Origin of the sequence: Pseudarthrobacter sp. L1SW, from assembly GCF_020809045.1 — a bacterium.
Classification (GTDB): Bacteria; Actinomycetota; Actinomycetes; order Actinomycetales; family Micrococcaceae; genus Arthrobacter.
Window position 1 is genome coordinate 2,269,207 of the sequence record NZ_CP078079.1, and the last position, 23,257, is coordinate 2,292,463.

A 23,257-nucleotide genomic window follows, 5' to 3' on the forward strand; every position below is an offset into this window, starting at 1 on the left:
ATGAACTTCCTGACGACGGCGCTTCCCACCATTGCCGCCACGGACCGTTACCGGCCGGAGTTCCACTACACCTCCGAACGGAACTGGCTCAACGATCCGAACGGGCTGGTGTACCTCAACGGCACCTACCACCTCTTCTACCAGCACAACCCGTTCGGCCCGGACTGGGGCAACATGTCCTGGGGGCACGCCACCTCGCCGGACCTGCTGCACTGGGAGGAGCAGCCGGTAGCCATCCCGTGCGACGAGCATGAGGGGATCTTCTCCGGCTCGGCAGTGTTCGACCAGCACAACACCAGCGGCCTCGGCACGGCAGCGCATCCCCCGCTGGTGGCCATCTACACCAGCGCCTACAGCGAGGCCGCCCCGTTGGCGGGCCGGCAGGCCCAGTCGCTCGCGTACAGCCTGGACGAGGGCAGGACCTGGACTAAGTACCACGGCAATCCGGTGCTGGACCGCGCGTCCGCGGACTTCCGGGATCCCAAGGTCTTTTGGTACGACGGCGGTGCCGGCAGCTACTGGGTGATGGTCGCCGTCGAGGCGGTGCGGCGCCAGGTGGTGCTGTACAAGTCGGCCGACCTGAAGAGCTGGGAACACCTGAGCACTTTCGGGCCTGCCAACGCCACCGGCGGCGTATGGGAGTGCCCGGACCTGTTCGAGCTGCCCGTGGACGGGAATCCGGCGGACAGCCGGTGGGTCCTGATCGTGAACATCAACCCGGGCGGCATCGCCGGCGGCTCGGCGGGGCAGTACTTCCTTGGAGAGTTCGACGGCGTGGCGTTCCGTTCCGAATCCACCGTCACCGAGGGCCTCCAGATCGATGCCTCGCGCATGCGCGAGTACGGCTGGCTCGACTGGGGCCGGGACTACTACGCCGCTGTCTCGTTCAGCAACATGCCGGACGGCCGCCGGGTCATGATCGGCTGGATGAACAACTGGGACTACGCCCGCGAGACGCCCACCGGCGGCTGGCGTAGCGCCATGTCCCTGCCCCGGGAGGTGTCACTGGCCCGGGTGGACGGGAAAGTGGTGCTTCGGCAGGAGGCAGTTGATCCGTTTGATGGGTTGGATTGCCAGGGCTTCCGGCTTGGCCCGCAGCCCTTGGCCTCCGGCGTCCTGGACGTCCCGGCCGCCGCATCCGTGGCGCGGATCGATGTTGAGTTGGAGCCGGGTGCGGCCCCGAGTGTGGGTCTGGTGCTTCGGGCGGGGGACGGTGAACGGACGGTCATCCGCTACGACGCTGCGGACGGGATGCTGCGGCTGGACCGGCGCGAATCGGGGCACGTGGATTTCCACGAAACCTTCCCATCCGTCGAAGCCGTGGCCGTGCCTTTGTGGGGAGGCCGGCTCCGCCTGCGGGTCTACCTGGACCGCTGCTCGGTTGAGGTCTTCGCCCAGGACGGGCTCGCCACACTCACTGACCTGGTATTCCCCGCTGAGGCGGGCACGGCTCTGTCTGTCTTCGCGGAAGGTGAGGGCGCGCGCCTCGTGGCGCTGGACGTCGTCGAGCGCTGATTTTGCAGGACGCCGGGGCTTCGTTCATGCACATGTAACGTCCCCTCCATCTGTTCGCTGTGGCAGGTTTCCCCTCGGTCCCAAGACTTGGTGTGCCCTTTTACCGGGCACACCCCAACTTGGAGAATGACAGATGAACTATGCAAAGCTGCTGGCCGCGGCGGCCATGTGCACAGGACTGGCGCTGGGAACATCCCTTCCGGCGCAGGCCGCGGACACCAATCCGAAAGGCGCCGACAACCACTTTGACCTCCAGGCGCATCGCGGCGGACTGGGACTGACAGTCGAGTCCACCCTTCCCGCGTTCGCCAAAGCGCTCGAAACCGGCGTCACCACCCTTGAACTGGATCTCCAGATCACCAAGGACGGCCGCGAAGTTGTCACCCATGACCGCAAGATCAGCGATAAGAAGTGTGCCGACACCGCCCCCGTCACGCCCGGGGATCCCCAGTTCCCCTACGTGGGCAAGTACATCAAGGACCTCACCTTCGACCAGGTCCGGAGCCTTGACTGTGGCAGCCTGACCCTTTCCCAGTTCCCGGGCCAGCAGTCCGCTCCCGGTGAAAAGATGCCGACCCTCGCCGAAGTTTTCGCCCTGGTGGATTCCTACCGGGCCAGCCAGGTGAAGTTCAACATCGAGACGAAGGTTGAGGCCGGCGCACCGGAGCAGACCGCTCCCCGGGAGCAGTTCGTGGCCGTGGCACTGAAGGAAATCAAGGCCGCCAACATGCAGCCCCGCGTGTCCATCCAAAGCTTCGACTGGGGTGCCCTCCGGCTGGTGCAGGATCTGGACCCCCAGATCCGCACCGTTGCACTGACCAACAAGGACTTCCTGCAGGCCGGCAAGCCCGGCAGCTCGCCGTGGCTGGGCGGCATTGACGCTGACGACTTCGGCGGAGACCTGGTGGCAGCTGCCTCCCATCTGGGCTTCGACGCCATTTCCCCGGTACACGGAACTCCCCAAAACGGAACCGTGGTGGACCCCGGATACACCCCTTACGTCACCGCAGACATGGTCAACCGCGCCCACGAGGCCGGGATGCAGGTCATTCCGTGGACCGTGGACGACAAGCCCACCATGCGCGCGCTCATCGACACCGGCGTGGACGGGATCATCACCGACTACCCGGACCGCCTTCGCGACGTCATGGCCGAATACTCCATGAAGCTCCCGCAGCAGTTCTCGCTGGAGCCGGGGGCTGCCCGGCTGTAACGCCGAAGCCAGCACCACGCGGGCCCTGCACGGTTTACGTGCAGGGCCCGCTTTTTTGCCTCCATTGGGACTTTGGGCTCTGGGTGCCGGGCCGGGACCGGCCGTAGTGTCAGGGCATCCGGTCCATGCGCCGAGAGTGGCACTTTTGGTTCCGCTTACTTGCCGGACACCTCTGAGCTTGGGAGGCAGGAATATGCTTTTGCTCCGAACCGAGGGCGGAAACCGCGGAGCGGCCCGCATTCCAGGGCAATGGTTACTGGGGATCGTTGGTGCTGGCACGGTTGTCGGTGCCCTTACACACGGCGTGATGCCCCGCCTCTTAGGAAAATGGGGTGCCACCGGGTCAGAGTCGGGCATGTTGCTGCCAGGCGATAACCTGATCCCCGAGCCCGACTCCGTCCAGACAATGGCCGTCACCATCTCCGCGCCGCCCGCGCAGGTCTGGCCGTGGCTCGTGCAGATGGGGGTTGACCGGGCCGGGCTGTACTCCTACACGTGGGTTGAGAACGGGTTGCTCCGTCTGGGAGTAACCAACGCGGACCGGATCCACCCGGAGTGGCAGGACCTCAAGGTAGGCGACACGATCGCCTTCACTCCCCCAGGTTATCCGGGAGGGCGCAGGGGACCCCGCGTGGCCGAATTGGAGAGCTGCCGGCACCTCGTTCTCGACTCAAGCCCGGGCGCGCCGGCAGGCACGGTAACCGGAACGTGGCAGTTCATCCTCCACGATACGGGCGACGGCGGGACGCGGCTTTTGCTGCGGACTCGCACCGGTCCGGGGCGGACTGCAGTGCTGCGCTTCATGGACTTCCTGCTGCAGCCAGGTTACTTGTTCATGGATCGCGCGATGCTGCTGGGCATCAAGCAGCGGGCTGAGCGGGAGGTGCAGAAGGCACGGGTGGCAACTCTCGCGTGACCCCGTTGCCGGACGGTCCGGCAACGGAAGCCGCGCCTGCTCGGCGGCGTCCCGAAGCGTCCCGAAGAGCCATTCAGCCCGCGCCGCCTACCGCCGCTCCGCCCCGCGGGGCGAAGTCGAACGCGCTAGCGCGAGAGCCCATCCACCGGTGACTCCAATGGCAAGGAGCACGGTGATGAAACCGATCGCCGGTGCGCTCGGCCACGACAGGACGTCGCCATACCGCAGCAGGGCAAGCGCCTGCAGAATGACGAAGGCCACGGAGGTCAGGGCCACAGGGCGGACGGTGCGGAGGTCGCGGCTGGACTGGCCCTGAGCGGCCGACCAGCCAAGACCGACCAGCCACGCTCCGACCGCCCTCGCTGTGAGCTCGGACAGTGGCCACGGCCACAACGTGGCGGCAGGAATGGGTACGGCCAGGAGCGCAACGCCATAGAGCAGCAGTACCGCAGCGATTCCCACCATGAGCAGCCGGAGCGCAGCGGGCAGCACTGGCCGTGCCACCGTCCCGGACTTCGGGGCAGGACGCCGGGACCGGACCTGCATCCAGCCAATGACGAGCATCGCCACGGGCACGGCAGCGTAGATTGCCAGCCACGCCCAGGTGGCTCCTTGGGCGAGGGGGCCAGCGGCCGGCGACAGGTGGAAGCGGTCGAGATGAAGCAGGGTGACTCCGAGAGTCAGCGTGGTGAAGACGAACACGGGCCAGACTGCCAGCCTCGCTGCATCCCAACCCGCTGAACGGGCGCCCGCCACTTCCAGGCCGGCGGCCGACCAGTAGGCCGCCCCGAGGAAGACCGCGGTCATGGGCGGATTGACTGTCCACGCGAACCATTCCGCAGTCCGGAGCGGAAACACGAACAGTACGAGGCCCGCGAGGAACACGAGGAATGCAGCGGCATAGAGCAGCCATCGCATGGGACGAATCAACGGCGCGGTTTCAGTTGACGCGGTCTTCACCGGTCAGCTCCTCGGCTGCGGCTGGGTCACCAGGGGCAGGGGGTGAGGCAGGAAGCGGGTTCTCCGCCAGGTAGGTGTGAAGCATGGAGACCACCGTGGCGCCGTCGCCCACTGCAGTAGCCACCCTTTTGATCGAACCTGCCCTCACGTCGCCGATCGCGAAAATGCCGGGCATGCTGGTTTCCAGGGCTAGCGGCGGCCTGGGCGGCCTGGTGGACGGGGCGTCGCCACTGCCCTCGCGCCTGATGCCCGTGAGCAAAAAACCGGCCGGGTCACGCTCTACGCTGCCAGGCAGCCAGGAGGTCCGCGGCACCGAACCTATCAGCACGAACAAGCCGCCCGCTTCGATCTCCTCGCCGGGGCCTGCGTCGGCGGCTCCGGATGCGGTGACCTTGACGGCGGCGAGGAATCCGTCCTGGTCACGGGCGCCCACGATCATGCTGCTATAGCGGATGGCAACGTTCCGGGTGGCCTCAAGTTGGGCTATGAGGTACTCCGACATACTCACCGACAAAGTGGGTCCGCGCACCAGCAGCGTCACCTTCTTCGCATACTTGGCAAGGTGCAGGGCCGCCTGTCCGGCCGAATTGCCGCCTCCCACTACACAGACGTGTTTTCCGGCCATCGACGGCGCCTCGGAGACTGTGGCCCCGTAGAAGACGCCTCGACCCACCAGATCCTCCAGTTGGGGTATGCCGAGGCGACGGTACTCCACGCCCGTGGCCACCACCACCGAGCGGCACCGTACAACGGTGCCACCGGAAATCGATACTGTGTACAGTCTTCCGTCCTCGCCGAGCCGCTCCACCTTCCGCAGGAAGAGGAAGTCCGTGCCCAAGGTCCAGGCCTGGTGGAAAGAGCGGTAGGCCAAATGGGCGCCGCTCACACCGCGGGAAAAGCCAGGGTAGTTGCGAATCAACGAGCTCGTGCCGGCCTGGCCACCCACGGCCTCCCCCTCCACCACCATGGTGGAGAGGCCTTCGGAGGAGGCATACACGGCGGTAGCCAGACCGGAGGGGCCAGCCCCCACAACCACCACATCGAAGACTTTGTCCGCCGGTGGCGGTCGCGTTACCCCTATCGCTTGGGCGATCTCCAGGTCACTGGGGTTCTCGAGGACAATGGGGGGCGCCGTGAACTGCAGCACCATAACCGGAAGGGCGGGACTGCGGAGGTTCAGGCTCTCCAGGGTCCGTTGCGCGATCTCGGACTCCACAGGGTGGAAGACGGCGGGGATGTGGTTTCGGCTCAAGGAGTCCCGCAACACGTAGGTTCTTTCGTCGCCGACCTCCCCGATCAGCCGGACGGCCTCGAACCCGACGCCCTGGGCCAAGTGCCAGTCGTCAAGGGCGTCGGTAATGGCCCCGTGGAATTCTTCGTCGCGCGATCGTTCGGGACGTATGATCAGCAATTCGGCGTACCCGCGCGCGATTGCCTGGAAGACGGTGGGGGCGCTGGCGAAGTCGCCCCACGTGACCACAACAGCACGCTTGGCAGCCGGGTGAAAACCATAGGCACGCCGCAGGAAATCGAGTCCACCGCGGTCTGCCGGTCCGTAGCACCCGAGGATGAGGGCAACCTGGCGGTTCCAGCGCCTGAGTCCCTCAAGCACCGCCCGCCCGTGGGCGTGTCCGTCGCAGGCCACCACCTCGTAGTCCGCACCGTAGCGTCGACGTAATTCGTCTCCAAGGATGCGCCGGGTGGTGGGGTCTGTGGTGGCAATCAGCATGATCGGAACCGAGTCATCCATGGCCGCCGTCTTTCCGGATCAATGGTTCGGTGGCGATCACGATACCCGCGCCAGGACACTGGGGACAAGGGCATGGGGACTCTGTCAGAATGACTCCCTACAGCGGGCAAACGGGACCTGGGCAGAGCAGAGGCTATGGAAATGGAGGACTCGTGGACGACCACCCGGTACCTGGAATCAACCTGGACGCCACACCCAGTGGAACAGGATGCGAGGAATGCCTCAACGGTGAGGGCGCCGGATGGTGGCTGCATCTTCGCCGCTGCGCCCAATGCGGCCACATCGGCTGCTGCGATTCATCACCGTCACAGCATGCCAGCGCACACGCGCGCACCGCCGGGCACCCCGTCGTGAGGTCCTTCGAACCTGGGGAGGACTGGTTCTACGAGCACACCACGAAGAAGTTCTTCCGCGGCCCGAGGCTCCCGGATCCTCAGTCCAGGCCACCGGAGCAGCCGTCACCTGCACCGGCAGGCAAGGTACCGGCAGACTGGCGGGAGCGCCTGCACCGGTAACAGCGCACCCAGAACCCTGTTTGCCAGTGCTGGTTTTTTACGGCAGTCCGTCCACCGCGCCCAGGCCACGCCGGGCGACGACGTAACCCCAGAACAGCAGTGCGTGTGGACGGGTCCCGCGCCAGCTCAGGGTGATGGAAGCGCCGCTCTGTTCGACGACCCTGGCTGTCCAGCGCCGCCGGACCAGCCCGGGCCGGCGCAACTGGAGCCGGTTGAGGTAGGCATAAGGAATCCATCTCCCTGCATGCTGCTTAACAAGGCTGACAGCACGGGCTGGCGCAACGGTGGCGCGCTGGAAGTACGGGTTCTCGCTCTGGTCCAGCGGCCCGTGCGGGATAGTGCCGGCAGGCAGGATCAGGATGCCGTTCCGGTTGACCCAAACCTGCACCTTGCCGCCTTCACTGGCGGCATCGCCCGAGACCAGCCGGCACAGGTCGTCACTTTCCGGAGGTTCTGCTGACTGCGGCGCCTGGACCATGGGGGTCGGCTGCGGCTGGGGGACGCCCTCGCCGGCGGGACTTCCCGGCTGATCGGGCCTACGCGTTTCATGCGCCCTTCGGTTGGCCGCGGCGACAGCCAGCATCACGGCTGCGCGCAGACCATCTGCACACAACCGGGGTGCTTCAACGGCGAACACTTCGCGGTCGAGCTGGACAACCGAGCGGACGCCGGACTGCTCTCCTAAAAGGTCCGCCAGGTCGTCGTGATCGGGACGAACGAGCAAACCGACTTCGTCGTCCAGTCCCACCTGCCAGCCGTGGTTTGCGACCTCCGGTTCAGATTCGGCATCGACGTAGATCCAGTCCGCCAGCTCGGCCCCAGGAATTGGTCCAAGATCCTCCGCCTCGATGCACGGGACAAGGACTCCCAAACGCTCAACAACCTCAGCCGTGTGTACAGCACAGTCATGCTTCGTCAGCCGGTGATGCACCATACGCGCCCGCCCCCACCCGAGTTCCGCTTTCCTTCGGCAAGCACGAGTCTAAGTCACCTCGCCGCGCCCGTGGCCTCCCAGTCAGACCTCGTATGCAGGGGCGCCGATCGGAACAATCCGGTTCGGTTCCCGTCCGAATCCTTCCACCACGAGGCGGTCGTCGAACGCCTGGACAGTGGCGTAGGAATTCACCGTCGTATCCAGCATCCCCTTGAAAGTGATGAAGTGGGTGCCACCGGCGAAACCGTAGTTGCCTGCGTGGTTGTGGCCATTGAACCAGGCGACAACGTTGTCGTAGGAGGTCACCAGGTCCACGAGTGCGGTGTCGTTGTAGGCGTTGTGCTGGTCGAGGGGAAAAACAGGGTGGTGGGCATTGAGCACCACCTTCTCTCCATTGTGGCGAGCGAGTTCGAGGGTCTGCTCAATCCAAGCGAGCTGCTCCGGGCCAACGCCGCCGTTCCAGGCCTGCCCGTTCGGCTTGCCCGCCGCCTGCAGTTCGGCGCGCATCTTTTCGGCCAGTACGTAGTTGGCGGAACCTTCGGGGTTGCCGTAGGTGCTGACGTCATTTGTGTCAACGATGATGAATCGCCAGCCGTTGCGGCGGAACTGGTGGTACGACGCCGGCATGTTCATAGTGCGCAGCACCTCCTCCCGGGGCATCTGGAAGTCATGGTTGCCAAGGACATGGAACTTCGACATCCTCAGCTGCTCCCAGATCGGCATCACGGCATCAAAGCTCTCCGGGAACTCATCAATGAAGTCGCCGAGGTGCAGCGCGAACCGGAGGTCCTCCTCGTTGAGGGTGGCCACCGCCTCCTGCAGCTTGCCGATGGACTGCCGGTAGAGCCGGACACCGCGGTCGGGCTTATCGGCGTACTGGCAGTCGGCAATGACGCCGAACCGCAGCGGCGGCTCGGCGCCGCGATTGGATGCCGATGCCGCGGCCGGCGCACCCGCGACGGCTAAGGCGGCGGCTGCGCCGGCGCTCATGCCCAGGAAGCTGCGACGGCTCTGGCCATGGCGGGTAAGGGGCGCGGGGAATCGGATCGGCATTGTGAGCTCCTGAGTGATAGGGAAAGGAACAGCACGAGCCAAACAGCGCCCGGTGACGCAGCGGCAACGAAGCGAAGGCTACCTGGTAACACCTGGCCGAAGTCCTTCTCGAGCTGCCGTCTCACAGCATCAAGCCACCCCATGCGGAACGGTCGCTCACGTAATTCGGGCCCGGGCCACACCTACACTCTTCCGGAGAGCCGATGCCAGCGCCGGACCAAATCTTCATGGATCTGGTAAGCGCTGCAGTCGAGCGGATGGATAGGCTGGGTGGATGGCGACAGTTATCCTCGTGCGGCACGGCCGCACCACAGCCAATGCCACTGGGGTGCTGGCCGGGCGGGCTGCCGGTGTCAGCCTGGACCAGATCGGGCGCGAGCAGGCGGCTTTGACCGGAGAACGGCTCGCGGCAGTGCCCGTAGTTGGCGTGGTATCGAGCCCTCTCGAGCGTTGTCGGCAAACCGCCCAGCTGATCCTCGACCGCCAAGCCGGCAATCCATACGCTCCGGTGGAACCCGATCTTACCGAGTGCGATTACGGCCAGTGGCAGGGCCGCACGCTCAGTGATCTCACAACCGAAGCTCTGTGGTCGGCTGTGCAATCGCAGCCGTCCGCCGTCGTCTTTCCCGGCGGTGAATCCATGGCCGGGATGCAGGCTCGAGCGGTCGCAGCCATTCGCCGCCATGATGCTGCCTTCGAAGCCGAGTACGGGCCAGGAGCCGTGTGGGTGGCGGTGAGCCACGGTGACGTCATTAAATCAATCATTGCCGACGCGCTGGGCATGCACCTGGACCTGTTCCAGCGCATTAACGTGAACCCTGCCTCCGTATCGATCGTCCGCTACAGCGCCACCCGGCCAAGCGTCCACGCGACCAACACCGAGGCCGGGGATCTGTCCTGGCTGTCGAACGGCATCCTCCCGGTCGACTCGCCGGTGGGCGGCGGTGCAGGGCAACAGGCGCCATGAAGCGCCTGTGCCTAAAATGCTCTTATGCCTACACGTGTTCATGAGTTCGACTGGCCTGATCGGGTCGTCGTCGGCACTATTGGCCTTCCAGGGGCACGGACGTTCTACCTGCAGGTACGGGCAGGGAACCAGATCGTCAGTATCGCCATGGAGAAGCAGCAGTCGGCCCTGCTCGCGGAGAAGATTGACGAAATCCTCGACCAGCTTCTCAACGTCGAGGGCAACCCCCACAGCGTTCCTACCAGCACTCCCATTGAATTGGTTGACAATGACCAACTTGAGGCTGTGCAGGAGCAGTTTCGGACCGGCGCCATGAGTTTAGGTTGGGACCCGACGACGGCGCAGGTCGTCATAGAGGCCTATCCCATCATCGATGCCGACGCGGATAACGACGACGAATCCCTTGATGAGGACGCCGACGTGCCCGAAATGCTGCTTGTGCGGATGCCGGTTGGCACAGCCCGCGCATTTGCCAAGCGCACACGTGAGGTTGTGGGCGCCGGGCGTCCCGCGTGCCCGCTCTGCGGTTACCCCGTAGACGCCGACGGGCACGTCTGCACTTTGCCCGAGGCCTGATGCCGGCGCCTGACCTGGTGACGGCCGAACTGATGCTCACCGGGCGCATTACGACGGCGTCGAATGCCACCTTCCTGGGCAGCATTGGCGGCACAGCGGTTGTCTACAAGCCGATTGCCGGGGAGAAACCGCTCTGGGATTTTCCCGACGGCGTCCTTGCCCACCGGGAGGTTGCCGCCTACCTGGTCTCGGAGGTCCTCGGCTGGAACGTGGTGCCTCGCACCTGGTTGCGCGATGGTCCCTTCGGCGAAGGGATGGTGCAGCTGTGGCAGGAGACAGACCCCGACCAGATCGCGGTGGACCTCGTTGAAGCGGGCGACGTTCCCGGGGCCGGTTGGAAACAGGTCCTCGAGGGTCAGGATGAGAACGGACGATTGGTCGCCCTCATCCATGAGGACTCTCCGGCGCTCAGGCGCATAGCGGTGTTCGACGTCGTCGTAAACAATGCCGACCGTAAGGGGGACCACATCCTGGCCATGACGGACGGACACCGGCACGGAGTGGACCACGGGCTTACCTTTCACCGTGACCACAAGCTGCGCACCGTGCTGTGGGGGTGGCTGGGAGACGCCCTGACCGTCGAGGAACTTGAGGGCATCGACCGCGTCAGCGATGGACTGGACGGTGAGCTGGGCCGAAACCTGGCAGACCTGCTCAGCGCCGAAGAAGTCGCCTCGCTCGCGGCCCGCTGTGCCCGGTTGCGCTCGGCGGGTCGGTTCCCGGCTCCGAGCGGTGAGATGTCTGCGGTGCCCTGGCCGCTGTTCTAAGGGAATCACCGCTACGGCACCGCAGCATGCCGACGTAAGATGTCAGACCCTCCTTCAATAATGGGTACATGGCAAGCGAAGCGGTGGAAAAGGCTTTTGCGGCGATAGACGACGCAATTGCGATAATCCGCGCCGAGGTCGCTCTGCCCCATTGCGCGTCGGCGTCGGACACTGACCCTCTGGCGGCCGTTGCTGACGGATGCTTGGAGATCCTCGCCAAGAGCGCACGGGCCGAGGCCAAAATCGCGGCATTGAAGGCGGAGGCAGCCGCCACGTATGCGGACTCGGCGCGGTCGGCGGCGCCTCTGGACATGCCGGCCCAGGCCCAGGAAATGGCAATAGCGGCCGAGGTGGGCTGCGTACTGGCCATCGCCGACCGGGCCGCAGGCATGCTGCTGGAACAATCCCATGCGTTGGCCACGTCCCTACCTGCGACCCTGTCAGCCCTGCAGGCGGGAACTCTTTCGTGGCAACACGCCAAGGTGATGGTGGACGAAACCGCCACCCTCGACCGCGACGCAGCGGGGGCACTCGAAGCCCACTTCCTCGGGGATGATGCGGCCTCTCCTGCCCGCGGCTGTCCGGTCGGCGAGATGCCCGCCTTCAGGTTCCGGCGGAAGGCCAGGACCTGGCGCGAACGGCACCACCCGGAAAGCATCGAAAAGCGCCATGCCAAGGGCGTGCAGGACAGATGCCTGGAATACACCCCTGAGCAGGACGGGATGGCGCGGGTGTCTGCCTACCTGCCCGCGGACCAGGGGGCTGCGATCTGGAACCGCATTACCGCCATCGCCCGGGGCCTGCAGGGGCCCAACGAGACCCGGACGCTCACCCAGTTACGGGCAGACGTATTCGCGAGGGCAGCCCTGAGAAGCGCCACCGGCTGCATCCACTGCGGCAGCAGCGGCGGGGCTGAGGCGGGGGCAGCAGGTCTTGCCAATGTCCCCACACCCCGGGCTGAGGTCCTGGTCACCGTTCCTGTCTTCTCCCTGCTCGGTATGACTGAAGAGCCGGCGATGCTCGACGGGTTCGGACCCATCCCTGCCTCCATGGCACGGGATTTGGTGGCCAATGGAGCTGACTCGTTCCACAGGGTGCTCGTGGATCCACGGGATGGGGCGCCCTTGGAAATCGGCCGCACGAGTTACCGGATCACGAAGGCCATGCGGAACTGGCTCCGGATGCGTGACGGCAAGTGCCCGTTCCCCGGGTGCAGCAACCATTCGCTGGACAACGAGGCCGACCACCTCCTGGCCTGGCATCACGGCGGAACCACCGGGATCAGCAACCTGGGACAGCCCTGTCCACGGCACCACAGACTCAAACACGCCAGCGGCTGGAACCCGACACCAGCCACAAAGAATGAACCGCCCGGCTGGCTCTCCCCTTCGGGGCGGAAATACAAAAGCGAACACCAGGACTGGGAACCGCCACACTGGCCGCGTTCGCTCACGCCGGTAGCCGGAGAATTGCAACGACAACTGCCGTACCCGCCTATGCCCACCGCTCTGGGCGGCACCGTGGACTACCTTAAGGACCCGCGCTCTGCCGCAGAAGAATGCCTGCGCGCGTATCTCGATGCGAGATAGGCTGCCAAACGGAGCTGTCGTCCCCAGGGCCGCTCTCCGCCGCGCCGCTTCGGAATGGCCCTTGCAGGGTGCTGGGAACCACGCGACTTGTCCCAATGCACAAGGGACCCCGCACAAGCGTGCGGGGTCCCTTGTGTCAGGTCCGAAAGGTATTGCGGCGGGAACTAGAAGTCCCAGTCCTCGTCTTCAGTGTTCACGGCCTTGCCGATCACGTACGAAGAACCGGACCCGCTAAAGAAGTCGTGGTTTTCGTCCGCGTTCGGGGACAGGGCGGAGAGGATGGCCGGGTTCACGTCGGTGACGGACGCCGGGAACATCGCCTCGTAGCCCAGGTTCATGAGCGCCTTGTTGGCGTTGTAGTGCAGGAACTTCTTGACGTCCTCAGCCAGGCCCACGCCGTCGTACAGGTCGTGCGTGTACTGGACTTCGTTCTCGTACAGCTCGAACAGCAGCTCGAACGTGTAGTCCTTGATTTCCTGGCGCTTCTCCTCGGAAACCCTCTCCAGGCCCTTCTGGAACTTGTAGCCGATGTAGTAGCCGTGCACTGCCTCATCGCGGATGATCAGGCGGATCAGGTCGGCCGTGTTCGTGAGCTTGGCGCGTGAAGACCAGTACATGGGGAGGTAGAAGCCCGAGTAGAACAGGAAGCTCTCCAGCAGCGTGGAGGCCACCTTGCGCTTCAGGGGGTCATCGCCCTGGTAGTAGTCCATGACGATCTGCGCCTTCTTCTGAAGGTTCTCGTTCTCGGTGGACCAGCGGAACGCCTCGTCGATCTCCTTGGTGGAGGCCAGCGTGGAGAAGATGGAGGAGTAGCTCTTGGCGTGCACGGACTCCATGAACGCGATGTTCGTGTAGACGGCCTCCTCGTGGGGAGTCAGCGCATCCGGGATCAGGGAAACTGCGCCAACAGTTCCCTGGATGGTGTCCAGCAGGGTCAGGCCGGTAAACACCCGCATGGTGAGCTGCTGCTCGGCCGGCGTCAGGGTGTTCCAGGACTGGACGTCATTGGACAGCGGCACCTTCTCCGGCAGCCAGAAGTTGTTGACCAGTCGGTTCCAGACGTCCACGTCCTTGTCGTCCTGGATACGGTTCCAGTTGATGGCCTCGACGTGGCTAAGCAGCTTGACCTTCTCGGTCATGTCATCCCCTATGCGTTGGGTGGTTTTCTCTAAGTTAAAGCGTACGACGGCGGGCGGGCGCCCGCCGTCGTACCAGGAGTCAGCTGAAGCTACAGCATGCAGCTGACGCAGCCCTCAACCTCAGTCCCTTCCAGCGCGAGCTGGCGGAGACGGATGTAGTAGATGGTCTTGATGCCCTTCTTCCAGGCATAGATCTGGGCCTTGTTGATGTCGCGCGTGGTGGCCGTGTCCTTGAAGAACAGCGTCAGGGACAGGCCCTGGTCCACGTGCTGGGTGGCAGCGGCGTAGGTGTCGATGACCTTCTCATAGCCGATCTCGTACGCATCCTGGTAGTACTCCAGGTTGTCGTTCGTCAGGTACGGCGCCGGGTAGTACACGCGGCCCAGCTTGCCTTCCTTGCGGATCTCAATCTTGGACGCCACCGGGTGGATCGAGGAGGTGGAGTTGTTGATGTAGGAAATCGAGCCCGTCGGCGGAACAGCCTGCAGGTTTTGGTTGTAGATGCCGTGCTCCATGACCGAAGCCTTCAGCGCCAGCCAGTCAGCCTGCGTGGGGATGTGCACGTCCTTGAAGAGCTCTCGGACCTTCTCGGTCTGCGGCACCCACTCCTGCTCCGTGTACTTGTCGAAGAACTCGCCGGACGCGTACTTGGACTTCTCGAAGCCGCCGAAGGTCTGGCCGGTCTCGATGGCCAGCAGGTTGGAGGCACGGATGGCGTGGTACACCACCGAGTAGAAGTAGATGTTGGTGAAGTCCAGGCCCTCCTCGGAACCGTAGTGGACCCGCTCCCGCGCCAGGTAGCCGTGCAGGTTCATCTGGCCCAGGCCGATGGCGTGGCTCTGGTCGTTGCCCTTGGCGATGGACGGCACCGAAGTGATGTTGGACATGTCGGACACTGCCGAGAGCGAGCGGATGGCCGTCTCGATGGTCAGGCCGAAGTCCGGCGAGTCCATGGTCTTGGCGATGTTCAGCGAGCCCAGGTTGCAGGAAATGTCCTTGCCGGTGTCCGCATAGGAAAGGTCGTCGTTGTACGTGGTGGGCTGGGAAACCTGGAGGATCTCCGAGCACAGGTTGGACATGATGATCTTGCCGTCGATCGGGTTTTCCCGGTTCACGGTGTCCTCGAACATGATGTACGGGTAGCCGGACTCGAACTGGATCTCGGCGAGGGTCTGGAAGAACTCGCGGGCCTTGATCTTGGTCTTCTTGATCCGGGAGTCGTCCACCATCTCGTAGTACTTCTCGGTGACCGAGACGTCGGAGAACGGCATGCCGTAGACGCGCTCGACGTCGTACGGGGAGAACAGGTACATGTCCTCGTCCCGCTTGGCCAGCTCGAACGTGATGTCCGGGATGACCACACCGAGGGAGAGGGTCTTGATGCGGATCTTCTCGTCCGCGTTCTCGCGCTTGGTGTCCAGGAAGCGGTAGATGTCCGGGTGGTGCGCGTGCAGGTACACGGCGCCGGCACCCTGGCGGGCGCCGAGCTGGTTTGCGTAGGAGAAGCTGTCTTCGAGGAGCTTCATCACGGGGATGACGCCGGAGGACTGGTTCTCGATCTGCTTGATGGGCGCGCCCACTTCGCGGATGTTGGTCAGCGCGAACGCCACGCCGCCGCCGCGCTTGGACAGCTGCAGGGCGGAGTTGATGGACCGGCCGATCGATTCCATGTTGTCTTCGATGCGGAGCAGGAAGCAGGACACCAGCTCGCCGCGCTGCTTCTTGCCGGCGTTCAGGAACGTGGGGGTAGCCGGCTGGAAGCGGCCCTCGATGATCTCGTCCACCATCTGCAGGGCAAGCTGCTCGTTGCCGCGGGCCAGGTGCAGGGCAACCATGCAGACGCGGTCCTCGTAGCGTTCCAGGAAGCGCTTGCCGTCGAATGTCTTCAGCGTGTAGGACGTGTAGAACTTGAAGGCGCCCAGGAACGTCTCGAAGCGGAACTTCTTCTTGTACGCACGGTTGAACAGCTCACGGATGAAGTTCATCGTGTACTGGTCCAGCGTCTCGCGCTCGTAGTACTGGTTCTTCACCAGGTAGTCGAGCTTCTCCTCCAGGTCATGGAAGAACACCGTGTTGTTGTTAACGTGCTGCAGGAAGTACTGGTGGGCGGCCTCGCGGTCCGCCTCGAACTGGATCTCGCCGCTGGGACCGTACAGGTTCAGCATGGCGTTCAGCTCGTGGTAGCCCAGGCCCTTGTAGGCGGCGGGCATCTCGGGCTTCTGGGCCCTGGTTACTTCTGTGTCTGCGACAGTCGTGTCCAAAACGTATCCAATCCTTGGTTGACCCGGGTGACGTCTTCCGGCGTTCCCATAAGTTCGAATCTATAGAGGTGGGGTACCTTGCATTTGGCGGCGATGATATCCCCCGCCATGCAGTAGTTGTCCCCGAAGTTTGTGTTGCCGGCACCGATGACCCCGCGCAGGAGCTGCCTGTTCTGCGTGTTGTTCAGGAACCGGATTACCTGCTTGGGAACGGAGCCTTCTCCCCCGGTGCCGCCGTAGGTGGGCACCACCAGCACATACGGCTGGGTGGCGAGCAGGGGTGCGTCCTTGGCCAGGAGCGGAATACGGGCCGCATCGCGGCCCAGCTTCGAGACGAAGCGGCTGGTGTTCTCGGATGCCGACGAGAAGTAGATGAGCTGGCTCTCCGTAACAACGGACGGGACCGGCCCGGAGGATTCCACGCGCTGAGCCACGTGGAAATCCTGGACTGCTGGTGCTGCCGTGAGAGTCACCTCGGCTGGTTGTTGATTGCCGGCAGGGAAGGCCCTTAGGCCACGGAGGAAACGGCAGAGAGGGCCAGTTCCTCGATCTTGTCCGGGCGGAAGCCTGACCAGTGGTCCTGGTCCGTGACCACAACGGGGGCCTGCATGTAGCCCAGTGCCTTCAGGCGCTCGAGGGCTTCGGCGTCCTGGGAGATGTCAACGCTCTGGTACGTGATGCCCTTTTTGTCGAGAGCCCGGTAGGTGGCGTTGCACTGAACACAAGCAGGCTTGGTGTAAACCGTAACGGTCATGATTCCTGTCCCCTTTTCTGGAAAAACTTGCTCGTCCGGTGTTCCCGCCCAAGCTGTATGTAGATACTACATCTAGTGCAGACGCCTCTTCGGAACCCCAAGATGATGTATTACAAGTATGTCATTTAATGCACCGTTAATCCACAGGCAAGGCCCGTCAAAATGTCCGGAATCCCGCTGATTTTGCGGACGGAATCCACATGCTGTGGAGTACTTAGCCACATTTAACGCCCAGCGTGTCGTGGAAAAGACGGCGTGTCGCGCCTGGTGCGGGAGGGGTGCCAAGGGGGTCCGGAACACCGGAAAGGGGCCCCGAAGTGACCTTCGGAACCCCTTCTGGTGATGAAACGCACGACGACGGCCGCGCGCCGCCGTCGTGATCCCTCCTCCCTGCCGGGCAGTCGCTACAGCTGCGCCTCCCGGCGGTCCAGCACGATCTGCTGCACGTCCAGGTAGCCGGACTGGAATCCCGCCCGCGAGTAGCAGAGGTAGAACAGCCACATCCGCTGGAACACAGCGTCGAAGCCCAGCTCCCCCACCTCGCGGGACCGCTCCAGGAACCGTTCCTCCCACAACCGCAGGGTAGCGGCGTAGTGGTCCCCCATGCCCATCCGCTCCCGCACCCGCAGGGACGTGTGCTGCTGCGTCACGCCCTCGATGGCGCGGACGGACGGCAGGAACCCGCCCGGGAAGATGTACTTGTGCACCCACGTGTACGCGTTCCGGGTTGCCAGCATGCGCCCGTGCGGCATGGTGATCGCCTGGATGGCCACCTTGCCGCCGGGGGCCAGCACCCGGTCGATGGTCTGGAAGTAGATGGGCCAGTACTCGTAGCCCACCGCCTCGATCATTTCGACAGATACGACGGCGTCGTACTCGCCCTCCACCGCGCGGTAGTCCTGGAGGGCCACGGTCACGCTGTCCGCGTAGCCGGCCGCCGCGATGCGCTCCTGGGCGAGGGCCTGCTGTTCGCTGGACAGGGTGACGCTGTAGACGGTGGCGCCGCGGGCCGCTGCCCGGAGCGCCAGTTCACCCCAGCCGGTGCCGATCTCCAGGAGCCGGGTCCCGGCACCGACGCCAGCCTTATCCAGCAGCCTGTCGATCTTGGCCTGCTGCGCCCCGGCCAACTCCTCCCACCCCACCGAAACCAGCGGCCCCGCCGTGGGCGGAAACAGCGCCGACGAGTAGCTCATCGTGGAGTCGAGGAAGTTGGAGAACAGGTCATTGGACAGGTCGTAGTGCCGCGAGATGTTGCTGCGGGTATTCTGCTCGGCGTTCCTTTCCTGCCGCGGCGTGCGCGGCAGGTACAGCGAGCGCAGTTTCTGCAGCGGAGTGGGAATGAGGGTGTCCACCGACGCCGCGAAGACCTCGAGGACGCCGGCCAGGTCACTGGCTTCCCAGTCGCCGGCCATAAAGGATTCGCCCAGCCCGATCAGTCCGTTGTCGCCGATCCTCGCCTCGAATGCCTCCGGCCGCACCATGGTCATGACCGGCGCGTCCGGACCGCCCGTGCCCAGCACCGTGCCGTCGGGGTATTCAACGCGCAGCGGCAGCCTCTTGACGGCTCCCTTGAACAGGAGGCCTGCGGCCTTGCCGGCCACAACAGCCTTGGCGCCCGACGGCGGCCGGGCAACTTCCGGCCACACGTCCGGGTCGATGCTGGCGGGCGACGCCGGCACGCCGTTCGCGGTCCAGGCTTCGGCGTAGTGGGCTGGGACGTAGTGGGCTGGGGCTTTGCCACCGGCTGTGTCCCTGGCGGCAGTTGTTTCGTTGTCGTCCGTCATTGTCATTGAACTGCCTCCTGTGAGGGGTGGTGTGGTCGGGCGACGACGGGCAGGCGTCTTGCCCAGAGTGTAATGCCCTGCACCCGGATGAGTGCGGAAACGAGCAGCGGCGCGGCCGGCACCGCAGCCGCCGCGGCAAGGATGTTCCCGAGCGTGGCGGGCCGGCGGGTGCCGTCCATGCTGGCCACGAAGGGCCGGTGGCCCTCCCGCTCCAGCACAATGGACACCGCCAGCCGCTCCCCCGGGGCGGGCAGCTTCATCCGGTACTGCCCGCTGACGTCATTGAAAGGCGAAACATAGAACGCCTTGGGCACGGCGGCCCGGCCGGCCGCATCCGTCCGCAGCAGGTAGCAGTGGCGTTCCCCATAGGTGTTGTGGACCTCGGCCACCACGCACTCAAGCTCACCGCTGGTCCGGTAGCACCAGAACAGCGTCAGCGGGTTGAAAACGTAACCGAAAACCCTGGCGCTGGTCAGCATGTGGATGGCACCGCCGTCGGGCTCGATGCCCTGGGTGCGCAGGTATCGCTCCACGTTGCTGCGGATGCTGGCGGCCGGATCCCCAAGGTGGTCGCCGGCCTTGAACACGGCAAGCGGCCGGAGCAGGAACGGCAGCCGCGGGAGTTGGTCCACATCCACGAACCAGCTGTAATTGCGGTAGGTGAACGCGTTCTTCAGCGGTGTGCGCCGCACATGCGAGATGGATGTGCGGTAAATGGCTGGGACTGCGCTCATGCGGGCTCCGCCGCGGGCAGCAGTTTCCGTTCGCCGCCGTCCCGGGAGTCGAGCACATCGGCAGCCCGGGCAACGGGCCAGGAGCGGCCCAGGGCTTCGGCTGCCCGCACGCCGGAAAGCGCCCCGTCCTCGTGGAAGCCCCAGCCCAGGTAGGCGCCGGCGTAGGCGATCCGGTTGTCACTGAGGCCGGCGATTGCCTGCTGTGCCTGCAGCGATTCGGGCGTGTACTGAGGGTGCTCGTACACCATCCGCTCCAGGACCCGGTCATCCGCAATCAGCTCCGACTCCCCCAGGCTCACCAGGTAGGGCCTGCCGTCGGCAGGGCTGAGCCGCTGGAGGCGGGTGAGGTCGTAGCTGACCAGGACCTTGTCCGGCCGGGCTTCGCAGGAGGGCAGCCGGTAGTTCCAGGACGCCTTCGCGTTGCCGGCAGCCGGCAGGACGGCCGGATCCCGGTGGAACACTGTATGGTTCACCGAGTACGGCATCCCGCCCAGCGCCTCCTTCTCGGCGGGCGAGGCATCAGCCAGGAACCCGAGAGCCTGGGCTGGATGGGTGGCGATGACAAGGGCCTCGAAGTCCTCTACGCCGTGTTCCGTCATCACCTCGATACCCAGGGCGTGGCGCCGGACGGCAGTCACCGGGGTGTTGAGCCGGACATCGGGCAGTGTGGCGGCGAGTTTTTCGACATAACGGGCCGAGCCGCCGGTGACCGTCCGCCACTGCGGCGAGCCTTTGACGCCCAGCATGCCGTGGTGGCCCAGGAACGTGAAGAGGTATCGCGCGGGGTAGGCCAGCGCGGTGGTGGGGTCGCAGGACCATACTGCGCTGACCACCGGGGTCATGAAGTGGGAGATGAAGTATGGACTGAAGTTTTCGCGTTCCAGGAACTCGCCCAGGGTCGGCTCGGCTCCGGCAAGGTCGGGGCTGACAGCGGAAACGGGGGCCGTGCGCAGGAGTGCCCGGGCCTTCCGGTAGAAGCGGGTGACCTCGAGCAGCATCAGCAGGTACCGGCCGCGCAGGAGGCTGGAGGGACGGGCAATGATGCCGCGGCCGCCGTCGCGGGCTCCTGCATACTCCAACCCGCAGCCGTCGCACCGGACGGACATGCTCATTTCGGAGTCCTGCGTTTCCACGCCCAGTTCGGCGAACAGCCGCAGCAATGTGGGGTACGTCCGTTCATTGTGCACAATGAAGCCGGTATCGACGCCGAGGGAGGACCCGTCCGGCTGCGCCAGGTCATGCGTGTGCGCGTGCCCTCCCAGCCGTGAATCCGCTTCGAACAGCGTGACGTCGTCCTGCCGGTTGAGGACGTAGGCGGCAGTCAGGCCGGCGACGCCGCTGCCGATGACGGCCACCCGCCGTCGTCCGCCTCCGCTTACTGCTGGGTTAGGTGACAATGTATGCTCCTCTGCTGAACATTTGCCGCTTGGCTGGGTATGCAGAGGGCAATTCGGCACGATGTGCCCTGCGGATGGGTGTGATGGACGGCAGTTTTTTCGGCGCCTGCCGGCGGAGTACTGTGGGCGGGTGGTAAACCCGGTACACCTGAAGACCCTCCTGGAGGTCACCCGGCTCGGTTCATTCGCAGCCGCAGCGGCAACACTGGGCTACACGGCCTCGGCCGTTTCCCAGCAGATGTCCGCGCTGGAACGCGACACCGGCGTGGTCCTGTTCCAGCGCTCGGCGCGCAGGGTGGTCCCTACGGAAGCCGCCGTCGTCATGACCCGGCACGCCGCCAAGGTGCTGACCGACATTGAAGCCCTGATGGCTGCTGCCTCCAGGACGCAGGATTCGGCAAGCCAGGAACTGAGGCTGGGGATCTTTCCCAGCCTGGCCACGTACGTGCTGCCGCGGATTTTGAAGAACCCTTCATGGAAGAACCTGGGCATCGACTTGAAGGTGTCCGTGGCTGAACCCGGGCAGACCATCCAGGGGCTGCGCACCGGCGGAGAACTGGACCTCGCCGTGGTTTTCCAGGTGGGCCAAACGGGCTTCGCGTGGCCGAACACCATCAACCGGCAATGGATCGGCGACGACGACTTCCGGGTGGTGCTGCCCGCCGGATGGGGCTTCCGCTCCGACGCCAAGGTGGCCGCTGACCACCTCTCGGACATGCCGTGGATCATGCACCACCCGGGTACCAGCGACGCCATGGTGATTGAGCGGCTGTTCGCCGGGTGCAACCTGCATCCGCGGGTCGTGGCGCACAGTGACGATTTCCACGCGAGCCTGGAGATGGCGGCCGCCGGGCTGGGCGCGGCTTTGGTGCCGGAACTCGCCCTGCGGAACAAGCCGGCCGGCGTGGTGGTGCTGGACGTTCCTGAGATCCGGCTCGCCAGGAATGTTTTTGCGCTCCTGATCAACGAGCGGAAAACTGCCCGGGTCCAGCTGTTCGTGGACCTGCTGGCCGAGACGCTCGCCGGGATGCGCACTGCCGTGAATTAGGCCTGAACGCTGGAATGCTCCGCTGTTCGGGTCTATGTTGAAACTATGAGCAAGGTAGCGAGCCGGCACTTTGGAGAGATTGAGCTCAACCACGGCAGGGATCACTTCATCGCCGCGAAGCATGAACTGCGCGGCCATCCGCTGGAACTCGACCTGAACGTCACCGCCCACGACCACTTCGATGAGGCCGCCCTGCACAAGGTCGACTACCGCCTGCGGTTCCTGCCGGAGCTCGTGGACGAGGTCCGGGACATGATCGCGGAAGAACTGGAGCAGGAAGGCACCAGCCCGCAGGAGTACCTGCACTTCCACTGCAATGCCCTCAAGGACGAGCACCTGCAGAAGGTCTTTGGCATATCGGACCGCAGCCAGCTCACCAACGAGGTGTTTCTGAAGGCCCTGAAACTCGGCCATGTGGGCATCTACCCCGGCCAGCCTGAACGCTACTTCGTCCTGGACTTCACCCTGGGCGAGCATTTCACCGACGAGGTCCTGGTGGCCTCCGCCGACGAAGACGGCGTGGTGGACGACGAAATCGTGTGGGAGTCCTGAATCGAGTGCTCCGTACCTGCCGTTTTGAGCGTCCATAACGGCAGGTACGGAGCGCTCGATGTGGCCTTTGACCCTAGTGGCACCGCCTGCCCGGGCACAATATGGGAGCCATGCATGATGTCGGATCCGGAACGTGGCGCCTTGCTTCCTCACTGCTCCTCTCCGGGGTTGTGGTTTCGCTCCTGGCCGGCCTCCTTCATGCGGAGTCCCATGACGCGAATGACCATGTAGCCTCGTTCACCGCCTACGCGAACAGTGATATCTGGACCGCCGTCCACTTGGGCCAGTTTGCCGGGATGGCCTTGGTGTGCGCCGGGCTGGTGGCTTTGTGGTCCGCCATCGACCTTCGGCGGGGCGCATTGGGCTGGACCGCCCGCTTTGGGGCTCTTTCCGCCGCCCTCGCTGCGGCGCTTTATGCCGCGTTGCAGGCCGTGGATGGCGTAGCACTCAAACAGGCGGTGGACGCGTGGGCGGTCTCTGCGGAACCGGACAAGGCGGTGCGTTTCGCCACCGCCGAAGGGATCCGCTGGCTTGAATGGGGAATGCGCAGCTACCAGAGCTTCCTGCTGGGGGCTGCGCTGCTTCTGCTGGGCACCGTTGTTGCATCCCTGCGGCCGGTTTCGCGGTTCATCGGCTATTTGATGGTTCTGTCCGGGCTGGCGTACGTGGCGCAGGGCTGGATCATCGGCGAATTGGGCTTTGCAGCCACAAATTCGCAGCCCACGTTAACCGGGATCATCGCGGTCCTGGCCTGGTCAGTGTGGTTAGCCGTCAGCGCCTGGCGGATGAAGGAAACCGCTAAGGCAGGCTGAGCCCCGTTCGCTCGCAGGCTA

At 64.8% G+C, this 23,257-nt stretch carries 22 protein-coding genes; 11 read left to right on the forward strand and 11 right to left on the reverse strand.

The genetic code is table 11. The features are described 5' to 3' along the window. The 3 genes from KTR40_RS10430 to KTR40_RS10440 all read left to right on the forward strand — a co-directional run bounded on the left by KTR40_RS10430 (window position 1) and on the right by KTR40_RS10440 (window position 3,644). Window positions 1-1,515: a glycoside hydrolase family 32 protein gene (locus KTR40_RS10430; protein WP_228403606.1), complete on the forward strand. Its 1,515-nt coding sequence runs from the start codon at window positions 1-3 to the stop codon at window positions 1,513-1,515. Between the two features lie 133 nt (window positions 1,516-1,648). Further along, entirely contained in the window at window positions 1,649-2,728 is a 1,080-nt protein-coding gene (locus tag KTR40_RS10435) for a glycerophosphodiester phosphodiesterase (RefSeq protein WP_228403608.1), read from the forward strand. A gap of 307 nt (window positions 2,729-3,035) precedes the next feature. After that, complete coding sequence (locus KTR40_RS10440; protein WP_228403610.1) at window positions 3,036-3,644, forward strand: hypothetical protein; 609 nt, start codon at window positions 3,036-3,038, stop codon at window positions 3,642-3,644. An 87-nt stretch (window positions 3,645-3,731) separates the two neighbouring features. On the opposite strand, the gene KTR40_RS10445 is transcribed toward KTR40_RS10440, so the two are convergent. Beyond that, on the reverse strand, window positions 3,732-4,604 hold the full coding sequence (locus KTR40_RS10445) for a hypothetical protein (protein ID WP_228403612.1): 873 nt from the start codon (window positions 4,602-4,604) through the stop codon (window positions 3,732-3,734). Further along, window positions 4,585-6,354 carry an FAD-dependent oxidoreductase gene (locus KTR40_RS10450; protein ID WP_228403614.1) on the reverse strand — a complete coding sequence of 590 codons (1,770 nt, stop codon included), beginning with the start codon at window positions 6,352-6,354 and terminating at the stop codon, window positions 4,585-4,587. The genes KTR40_RS10445 and KTR40_RS10450 overlap by 20 nt, the downstream gene beginning before the upstream one ends. A gap of 152 nt (window positions 6,355-6,506) precedes the next feature. Between KTR40_RS10450 and KTR40_RS10455 the strand changes: the two genes are divergently transcribed. After that, complete coding sequence (locus KTR40_RS10455) at window positions 6,507-6,869, forward strand: UBP-type zinc finger domain-containing protein (protein ID WP_228403616.1); 363 nt, start codon at window positions 6,507-6,509, stop codon at window positions 6,867-6,869. A gap of 37 nt (window positions 6,870-6,906) precedes the next feature. Here the strand turns inward: KTR40_RS10455 and KTR40_RS10460 are convergent, their stop codons facing one another. Then, window positions 6,907-7,740, reverse strand: a complete 834-nt coding sequence (locus tag KTR40_RS10460; RefSeq protein WP_228403617.1) for a hypothetical protein — start codon at window positions 7,738-7,740, stop codon at window positions 6,907-6,909. Between the two features lie 144 nt (window positions 7,741-7,884). Continuing rightward, entirely contained in the window at window positions 7,885-8,856 is a 972-nt protein-coding gene (locus tag KTR40_RS10465) for a metallophosphoesterase (RefSeq protein WP_228403619.1), read from the reverse strand. 274 nt (window positions 8,857-9,130) lie between these two features. Between KTR40_RS10465 and KTR40_RS10470 the strand changes: the two genes are divergently transcribed. From KTR40_RS10470 to KTR40_RS10485, 4 genes are all read left to right on the forward strand, one after another. Further along, window positions 9,131-9,823 carry a histidine phosphatase family protein gene (locus tag KTR40_RS10470; RefSeq protein WP_228403621.1) on the forward strand — a complete coding sequence of 231 codons (693 nt, stop codon included), beginning with the start codon at window positions 9,131-9,133 and terminating at the stop codon, window positions 9,821-9,823. 24 nt (window positions 9,824-9,847) lie between these two features. Then, window positions 9,848-10,399, forward strand: a complete 552-nt coding sequence (locus KTR40_RS10475; protein ID WP_228403623.1) for a DUF3090 domain-containing protein — start codon at window positions 9,848-9,850, stop codon at window positions 10,397-10,399. Further along, window positions 10,399-11,166 (forward strand): SCO1664 family protein, encoded by a 768-nt coding sequence (locus KTR40_RS10480; protein ID WP_228403625.1) that lies wholly within the window; start codon window positions 10,399-10,401, stop codon window positions 11,164-11,166. The genes KTR40_RS10475 and KTR40_RS10480 overlap by 1 nt, the downstream gene beginning before the upstream one ends. Window positions 11,167-11,234: 68 nt before the next feature. Beyond that, window positions 11,235-12,755: an HNH endonuclease signature motif containing protein gene (locus tag KTR40_RS10485; RefSeq protein WP_228403627.1), complete on the forward strand. Its 1,521-nt coding sequence runs from the start codon at window positions 11,235-11,237 to the stop codon at window positions 12,753-12,755. Window positions 12,756-12,919: 164 nt separating this feature from the next. On the opposite strand, the gene nrdF is transcribed toward KTR40_RS10485, so the two are convergent. The 7 genes from nrdF to KTR40_RS10520 all read right to left on the reverse strand — a co-directional run bounded on the left by nrdF (window position 12,920) and on the right by KTR40_RS10520 (window position 20,824). Continuing rightward, entirely contained in the window at window positions 12,920-13,894 is a 975-nt protein-coding gene (gene nrdF, locus KTR40_RS10490; RefSeq protein ID WP_056079660.1) for a class 1b ribonucleoside-diphosphate reductase subunit beta, read from the reverse strand. An 89-nt stretch (window positions 13,895-13,983) separates the two neighbouring features. Then, entirely contained in the window at window positions 13,984-16,104 is a 2,121-nt protein-coding gene (gene nrdE, locus KTR40_RS10495) for a class 1b ribonucleoside-diphosphate reductase subunit alpha (protein WP_228406103.1), read from the reverse strand. A gap of 20 nt (window positions 16,105-16,124) precedes the next feature. Then, window positions 16,125-16,589 carry a class Ib ribonucleoside-diphosphate reductase assembly flavoprotein NrdI gene (gene nrdI / locus KTR40_RS10500; protein ID WP_228403628.1) on the reverse strand — a complete coding sequence of 155 codons (465 nt, stop codon included), beginning with the start codon at window positions 16,587-16,589 and terminating at the stop codon, window positions 16,125-16,127. A 74-nt stretch (window positions 16,590-16,663) separates the two neighbouring features. Then, complete coding sequence (gene nrdH, locus KTR40_RS10505; protein WP_013601222.1) at window positions 16,664-16,909, reverse strand: glutaredoxin-like protein NrdH; 246 nt, start codon at window positions 16,907-16,909, stop codon at window positions 16,664-16,666. Window positions 16,910-17,313: 404 nt separating this feature from the next. After that, on the reverse strand, window positions 17,314-18,699 hold the full coding sequence (locus KTR40_RS10510; RefSeq protein ID WP_228403630.1) for a class I SAM-dependent methyltransferase: 1,386 nt from the start codon (window positions 18,697-18,699) through the stop codon (window positions 17,314-17,316). After that, the gene (locus KTR40_RS10515) at window positions 18,696-19,427 is read right to left on the reverse strand and encodes a DUF1365 domain-containing protein (RefSeq protein ID WP_139029423.1); all 732 of its coding nucleotides are present in this window, start codon (window positions 19,425-19,427) and stop codon (window positions 18,696-18,698) included. Before KTR40_RS10515 ends, KTR40_RS10510 begins: the two co-directional genes overlap by 4 nt. Further along, window positions 19,424-20,824: an NAD(P)/FAD-dependent oxidoreductase gene (locus KTR40_RS10520; RefSeq protein WP_228403632.1), complete on the reverse strand. Its 1,401-nt coding sequence runs from the start codon at window positions 20,822-20,824 to the stop codon at window positions 19,424-19,426. The genes KTR40_RS10515 and KTR40_RS10520 overlap by 4 nt, the downstream gene beginning before the upstream one ends. Window positions 20,825-20,954: 130 nt before the next feature. Here KTR40_RS10520 and KTR40_RS10525 point away from each other — a divergent pair, with 130 nt between their 5' ends. The 3 genes from KTR40_RS10525 to KTR40_RS10535 all read left to right on the forward strand — a co-directional run bounded on the left by KTR40_RS10525 (window position 20,955) and on the right by KTR40_RS10535 (window position 23,236). Next, on the forward strand, window positions 20,955-21,872 hold the full coding sequence (locus KTR40_RS10525) for a LysR family transcriptional regulator (RefSeq protein ID WP_139029425.1): 918 nt from the start codon (window positions 20,955-20,957) through the stop codon (window positions 21,870-21,872). 45 nt (window positions 21,873-21,917) lie between these two features. Further along, window positions 21,918-22,424 carry a DUF2004 domain-containing protein gene (locus KTR40_RS10530; RefSeq protein ID WP_104998188.1) on the forward strand — a complete coding sequence of 169 codons (507 nt, stop codon included), beginning with the start codon at window positions 21,918-21,920 and terminating at the stop codon, window positions 22,422-22,424. A 110-nt stretch (window positions 22,425-22,534) separates the two neighbouring features. Beyond that, window positions 22,535-23,236, forward strand: coding sequence for a hypothetical protein (locus tag KTR40_RS10535; protein WP_228403634.1), 702 nt, complete (start codon window positions 22,535-22,537; stop codon window positions 23,234-23,236). The last annotated feature ends 21 nt before the right edge of the window (window positions 23,237-23,257 follow it).